Origin of the sequence: Parabacteroides chinchillae, assembly GCF_900108035.1 — a bacterium.
In the GTDB taxonomy this organism is placed as follows: domain Bacteria; phylum Bacteroidota; class Bacteroidia; order Bacteroidales; family Tannerellaceae; genus Parabacteroides; species Parabacteroides chinchillae.
The window spans coordinates 192,966-199,327 of sequence record NZ_FNVS01000004.1; the positions used below are offsets into that span (position 1 = coordinate 192,966).

Annotated in this window: 4 protein-coding genes; 2 read left to right on the plus strand and 2 right to left on the minus strand. The window is 34.8% G+C overall.

The genetic code is table 11. The features are described 5' to 3' along the window. Positions 1 to 77 precede the first annotated feature (77 nt). Together C4S38_RS04890 and C4S38_RS04895 are read left to right on the plus strand one after the other, a co-directional pair. On the plus strand, positions 78 to 2,735 hold the full coding sequence (locus C4S38_RS04890; protein WP_103982777.1) for an ATP-binding protein: 2,658 nt from the start codon (positions 78 to 80) through the stop codon (positions 2,733 to 2,735). A gap of 143 nt (positions 2,736 to 2,878) precedes the next feature. Then, the gene (locus C4S38_RS04895) at positions 2,879 to 3,586 is read left to right on the plus strand and encodes a DUF4858 domain-containing protein (protein WP_103982778.1); all 708 of its coding nucleotides are present in this window, start codon (positions 2,879 to 2,881) and stop codon (positions 3,584 to 3,586) included. Between the two features lie 31 nt (positions 3,587 to 3,617). Here C4S38_RS04895 and C4S38_RS04900 read toward each other — a convergent pair whose 3' ends face one another. Both C4S38_RS04900 and C4S38_RS04905 read right to left on the minus strand, forming a co-directional pair. Further along, positions 3,618 to 4,325, minus strand: a complete 708-nt coding sequence (locus tag C4S38_RS04900; protein WP_160034638.1) for a winged helix-turn-helix domain-containing protein — start codon at positions 4,323 to 4,325, stop codon at positions 3,618 to 3,620. A gap of 874 nt (positions 4,326 to 5,199) precedes the next feature. Continuing rightward, positions 5,200 to 6,195 carry a winged helix-turn-helix domain-containing protein gene (locus C4S38_RS04905; protein ID WP_103982780.1) on the minus strand — a complete coding sequence of 332 codons (996 nt, stop codon included), beginning with the start codon at positions 6,193 to 6,195 and terminating at the stop codon, positions 5,200 to 5,202. Positions 6,196 to 6,362: the final 167 nt, after the last annotated feature.

The window sequence follows — 6,362 nt, forward strand, 5'->3', positions numbered from 1 at the left end:
TTTTCCTTGTTTTTTATAACAACACAACCAAATAATATATAAATTTGTGGCATAATAATAATCTGGCTCAACTAAACATGGGTTTAAGGCGGTATACACAAATTGCAATGCTTATATTCTGCTGCTTCTTTATCAAGATACAGAGCTATGCAACCGAAATGCACCCCATTTTAATAATCAGTTCCTATAATCCGGATACAAGAAATACAACACAAAACATTTCCGAATTCATGGAAGAGTACAAACAACTTGGAGGTACTTCACCTGTTATTATAGAAAACCTGAATTTTAAAAGTCTTCTCGAATCTCCCCAATGGAAAGACAGAATGAACAAATTACTGAATAAATATCAAGGAGATCAGAAACCACAGATTATAATTATTTTAGGCCAAGAAGGATGGTCGGCCTATATTTCGCAAGATAGCCTGATCACCAAAGATATTCCGGTATTATGCGGAATGGTAAGTCGTAATGCGATTTTACTTCCTGATTCATCGGTAAACTTATCAGAATGGGATCCTCAAAGTATCGACATACAGGATTATATTAATAAGGGAATAAACGTTTCCGGTTTCGTCTACAATTATGATGTTCAAAAAAATATTAAGCTAATCCAAAAATTATATCCGGAAACTCAACATATCGCATTAGTTACAGATAATAGTTATGGGGGATTGGCCTTACAATCTTTTGTAAAGAAAGAGATGAAAAGCTTCCCCGAATTAGATTTAATACCCCTTGATGGCAGAAAAAATAATTTATACACCATCATTGAACAAATAAAATGCCTGCCGGAAAAAACAGTTATTTTATTAGGTACATGGCGTGTCGATGTAAATGACGGATATTACGTCGGCAATGCAACTTATACAATGATGTCCGCAAGCCCTAATCTACCGGCATTCACAATCACATCAATAGGTTTAGGCCATTGGGCAATAGGGGGTTATATTCCTCAATACCGGGGTATAGGGAAAGATTTAGCCAAACAAGCAGTAGCTATATTAAAAAAAGAAATAAACCAAAAAGGAATCCATGCAGAAGTAATCCCCAATTATTATACTTTTGATGTTCTGAAACTAAAATCTCTTAATATAAACAGGAGCTTGTTACCTAAAAGCTCCATATTAATCAATGAAGACGAGAATATATTAGTAAAATATAAATATGAAATATTATTGCTCGTCATCAGCATACTATTCATATTTCTTATCACAATCCTTTATTTCTTTTTACGCACTAAACGCCTTAAAGACAAACTGCTTGACTTACAAAAAGACAATATTATCATCCTTAATAATATGCAAGTATCCATCCGGTTTATTAATCCGGATTACACTATTAAATGGGAAAACCAAGTACAGTATAGTTGTCAGCCACAATATGGCCCGGATAATTGTTTTCTCAGGAAAAATGGGAAAAGCCCTTTTTGCGATGATTGTTGTGTAGTTCGAGCAATGACGACCAAAGTACCAGTTGAGACTATAAAAGAATGCAAACCCGGTAAATATATCCATACTCTGGCAAATCCGGTAATGGACGAAGAAAACAATATCATTGGCGTAGTACTCAAAAAAGAGGACGTCACTAAGCAAAAAGAAGCAGAAAACGAATTACGTCTGGCCAAGGAAAAAGCAGAGCAGTCGGACCGCCTTAAATCGGCCTTCCTTGCAAATATGAGCCATGAAATCAGGACTCCTTTAAACGCAATCGTAGGTTTCTCCGGTTTGTTAATGAATGCGGAAAATCCGGAAGAGAAAGAAGAATATCTCAACATTATCAACGGTAATAACGATTTGCTTTTACAACTAATCAATGACATCCTGGATTTGGCTAAAATTGAAGCAGGCACATTAGAATTTGTTGATTCTGAAGTAGACGTAAACCTATTATTTTCAGATATAGAACAAACTTCACGCCTGAAAGCATCTGAAGATGTTCAAGTCTCTTTTGTCGAAAAAATCCCTCATGCCACAATCATTACAGACCGTAACCGGCTGTCTCAGGTTATAACGAACTTTATAAACAATGCAATTAAGTTCACCTCCGAAGGAAGTATACAATTCGGATACCACAGACAAGACCATACTATTTATTTCTATGTCACAGATACAGGATGTGGTATTGCAGAAAATGAAGTAAACAGTGTATTCAACCGTTTTGTAAAACTAAACAGTTTTGCTCAGGGAACAGGTTTAGGGCTTTCTATCTGCCAAATGATCATAAAAAAATTGGGAGGAGATATCGGTGCAAAATCTCAATTAGGGAAAGGTTCTACTTTCTGGTTTACTCTTCCGGAAAGTTCTTTAAAGATAGATAAGCAGGAAATACCAGTATCGAAAACAAATGCCGCACCAATTACCAAACCTTCTCAAAAAATGACTTTACTAATAGCAGAAGACAACGAAAGCAATTTTACACTGTTCAATGTCATGCTAAAAGAATACAACATCCTGCATGCATGGAATGGGCAGGAAGCCATAGAGTTATATCATAAACATCATCCGGATATGATTCTGATGGATTTAAAAATGCCGGTTATGAATGGTTACGAAGCAACAGCGGAAATCCGAAAAGAAGATTCCCATATACCCATTATTGCTGTTACCGCTTTCGCATTTGCAGAAGATGAGGAAAGAGTAAAAAAGAGCGGCTTTAATGCATACCTGGCAAAGCCTGTTAAACCCGTAGAGCTAAAAAGAATAATAAACACAACCTTTGGCAATATTAATTAACATGAATAAACCGGCGTTATATTAACGCTGTACAAAAAGGATTAATATTACAAATCAATACTATATATTTAAGGAATTTATATTGTTACCGTCTCTTTACTTATCTATTTTTGACCTTGAATAATAAAATAGATTGATTTGGTGTGGATGAACATCGTACATATACAATTAACAAACCACTTTTGGTAGTTGCCATCTTATGTATATACAGTATAGAATATACACATGCCCAATGGACTAAAAAAGATTCTGCCCGTCTACAAAATATTTTATCTGGAAAAGAAACTTTACAACTGGATCCCGAGGTTCAAAAAGCCATTGAGAACGGAACATTCCTCAATTTCGATAAACCAGCCGACCAAATGCGTATGTCTACCACTCCCCTGACTATTATAAAAGACTTTTCGGAATATCTGGAAATAGATGATACAATAAAACATAAACGTATAGCCCTGAAAGATTTACCCCCTGCTGTATTTATGCGCTACGGATTAGATAAACCACTGCCCAAACAAGGCATGATGGTGAACTCCAGAATTATAGAACTCGATCCGGACATAGTACCTCTCGGAAAAGAAAAGAATACGGGTGTAGGCAGAGGCATGGACTTCAATGCACTACTATCTAATCTGTTCAGTAAAAACTACCGCCAGTTGGAACATAATAAAAAGCATGCCACTTCATGGAAATCTTACAATAATATCCCAACAATCGAAGTACACAACAAGCAACGGAAGTTCCGAACCGAACATCCTGAAGCCGTCTTACCATTAGTTAAATCAACTGATCCGACCAAAATAAGACCATTGATTAAAGATTCACTGGCAACAGACACGATCCAAAAAAAATAATACAGATAGATTTGTAACCAAAATTTTATCTTTAAACCGGTTCGATAAATAAACGATAACCATTACCACGCAAATTTTCAACTTTTAAAAATGGAATTTCTTTCAAATCCATTCTTAACCGTTTAACTGTTTGCATAAGGGCGTCTTTAGTAGAAAGTCCATCAGGCCATACAGCGCTCTGCAAAATATCGGAGGCAACATATTGTCCGTTATTTTCCAACAATAAATTAAATAACTCCAGCTTATAATTAGTTAGCGTTATCTCCTGATCTGCATAAACAAGAACACCATTTTCTTTATCATACAACACATCACTCCTCAATAGTATACCGTCCCTCTGTACTTTTGGGGCAAGCAAAACTGCTATCTTTTTATTTCCTCTCAAAAACAGAATTCCCCCTACTACACTCAATACTAAAATCAAAAGAACAAGTGTATAAACGGGCAAAGATTGGGCAATAATATATGATACAGGCAATTTTGCATATACCTGCAAAACTATATCCCGCTGAAATCCAATTACCACTTCTTTCAATTTCCAGGCAGATTTATAAAAGGAGGTATCAACAGCACTACAATATTTTTCTCCTTTTGCCTCATAAACAATAGCTATTTTTGCAGGAATATTATTTTGAGATAATTCATTACATAAAAGACTATCCAAAGAACTAACACGAATAGGATTTCTATCCAAAAGATATAACTGAGACAACACATATTTTTTCTCTTCCGAATTCATTTTTTCTATTTCGTCCGGTTTCTTTATATAAATTGTAGAATCTTCGGATTGAATAGTAATAAAACCTGATTTTTCATTGTCCGGAAACAAAGTGAAAAAGTAAAAAGAAGGAGTTTCCAACTCCCGCGCATCTTTATCAGAGCGAAGACATTCATTAAACAACCTTTCTATCTGCATCCGGATTTCTTTTTCCGAATGAATAAAGTTTCTATATACCACCCAGGCACATAGAAGACAAACAACCATGCAAATAGAAAGAAGTATTATTTTTCTCAACACTGATTTCATATAAATAGGCCTATACATAGGGCAAATATAAATGCATTTCTAAGAATAAAAAAACCTATCTCATCTAATAACCACAGATATTCCATAGCTGACAGGCATTTGTCAGACAAAATATTTGTCTCTTAACCATAAAATCCGGTACTTCGAAACAAATCTAATACTATCTCATACAAGGTTGATTTTTATTGGTGGGGGAAGCTTTTCCCCCTCCAATAATTTGAGACCCCAGCCTCCTTTAGCTTAACGCCCCACGCCTAAACAAAAACCAGCTATTTTCTTAATCGAAAATATGCCACAATATTACTCTGTTAGTCAGATCAAAGATAAAAAGCTGGCATAACTCCTTATTACTGGCATCTATAGGGATGGCAGTTTGTACAGATTTCGTTCCGGCCAGAGGAAACTGCAATAACCCGCATACATGGAATGCGCTTATTTAAAATAAGATTGGATAATAAGCATTTTACCTTTCTGGTTCATCCCGATGATTTTATAAAATGATCCCGATGAAATTAAAAAATCATCGGGATGACTTTAATATGTCTTTTAGTTAATAAAAAGATGTAGCTCCTTTTGCAAAAAGAATCTATTTATCATCGTCAATTTTTAAGCAGAACCCCACCCCTCGTAAATTTTCTATATGCAGGACAGGGATTCCTTTTAAAGAATCGCGTAATCTTTTGATTGCCTGGCTTCGACAGGACTCCGAATAATCAATTGTCCCCCATAAATGTTCGCGAATATCATCATTGCTCACAAAATAATCTTTATGAGACAAAAATAATTTAAGTAAGGAAATAGATTGGTCAGTTAATGATATGATCGATTCGCCATATCTCAGAACACGCAGTTCGGCATTTAATATCAGGTCATCCGTTATTTGGATTTCAACATCTTCCTTCTCCAACAATTCATCCCCACTTATAGTTACGACTTGTTTAGTGTTCTTATATAAAAATAAAACAGCCAAGATAACGAGTACTACACAAAGAATAGCCCATCCGGCAAAAAGGGCGATAGAATTTCTTATAACACTAAAAAATGTAACATCCGCAAAAGCCTGTAAAACAATCTCTTTTTCTATTCCTGTCACCACAGGAGGTAATAAGTATGTTTTTTTATAGAAAAAAGTATCATTATTACTTTTATAGGCCTCTCCCGATACTTTATCTGTATAACAAACAGCCGTCTTAACGAGTAGATTCTGTTCCCTTAACCCTACCTGGTATATACTATCCAACGCATTAGCATTGACTGGATTTTTATATCTAAGGGTAGTTTGCAAAATACTTTTATACTTTTCATCTTCAGATATTGTTTTTTCAAAAGCAGGAATCGTTTTAGCTCCTTCTTTATTTCTAACAACAATCGAATCATCCGTTTTTTTGGCAGACACATGATGGTAAATAGGCAAATCCAATTTTTTCCAACGTATTGTAAGATCATTAGAAACAGCATTATGAAAACAATCATTGATTTCTGAAATTACATATTCTCTTTGGTAAGAATATAACCATATTCCGGTTGCCAAAGCAAAACAACAAGTAAATCCAAGTATCACTGTCTTCATTATTTTCTTCATGGTATGTAATAATTCATTAGCGTTTTCAATACAAAAATACAATTTATTAATCAATATCCTATAATTCCAGTCGGTAAGCCCAATTTTAGCCCTAAAAGCAGAACCTTTTATAATTCAAGATATTATACATATAACTTTTCTGTCATTAAACAAATGTAAGTAATTTG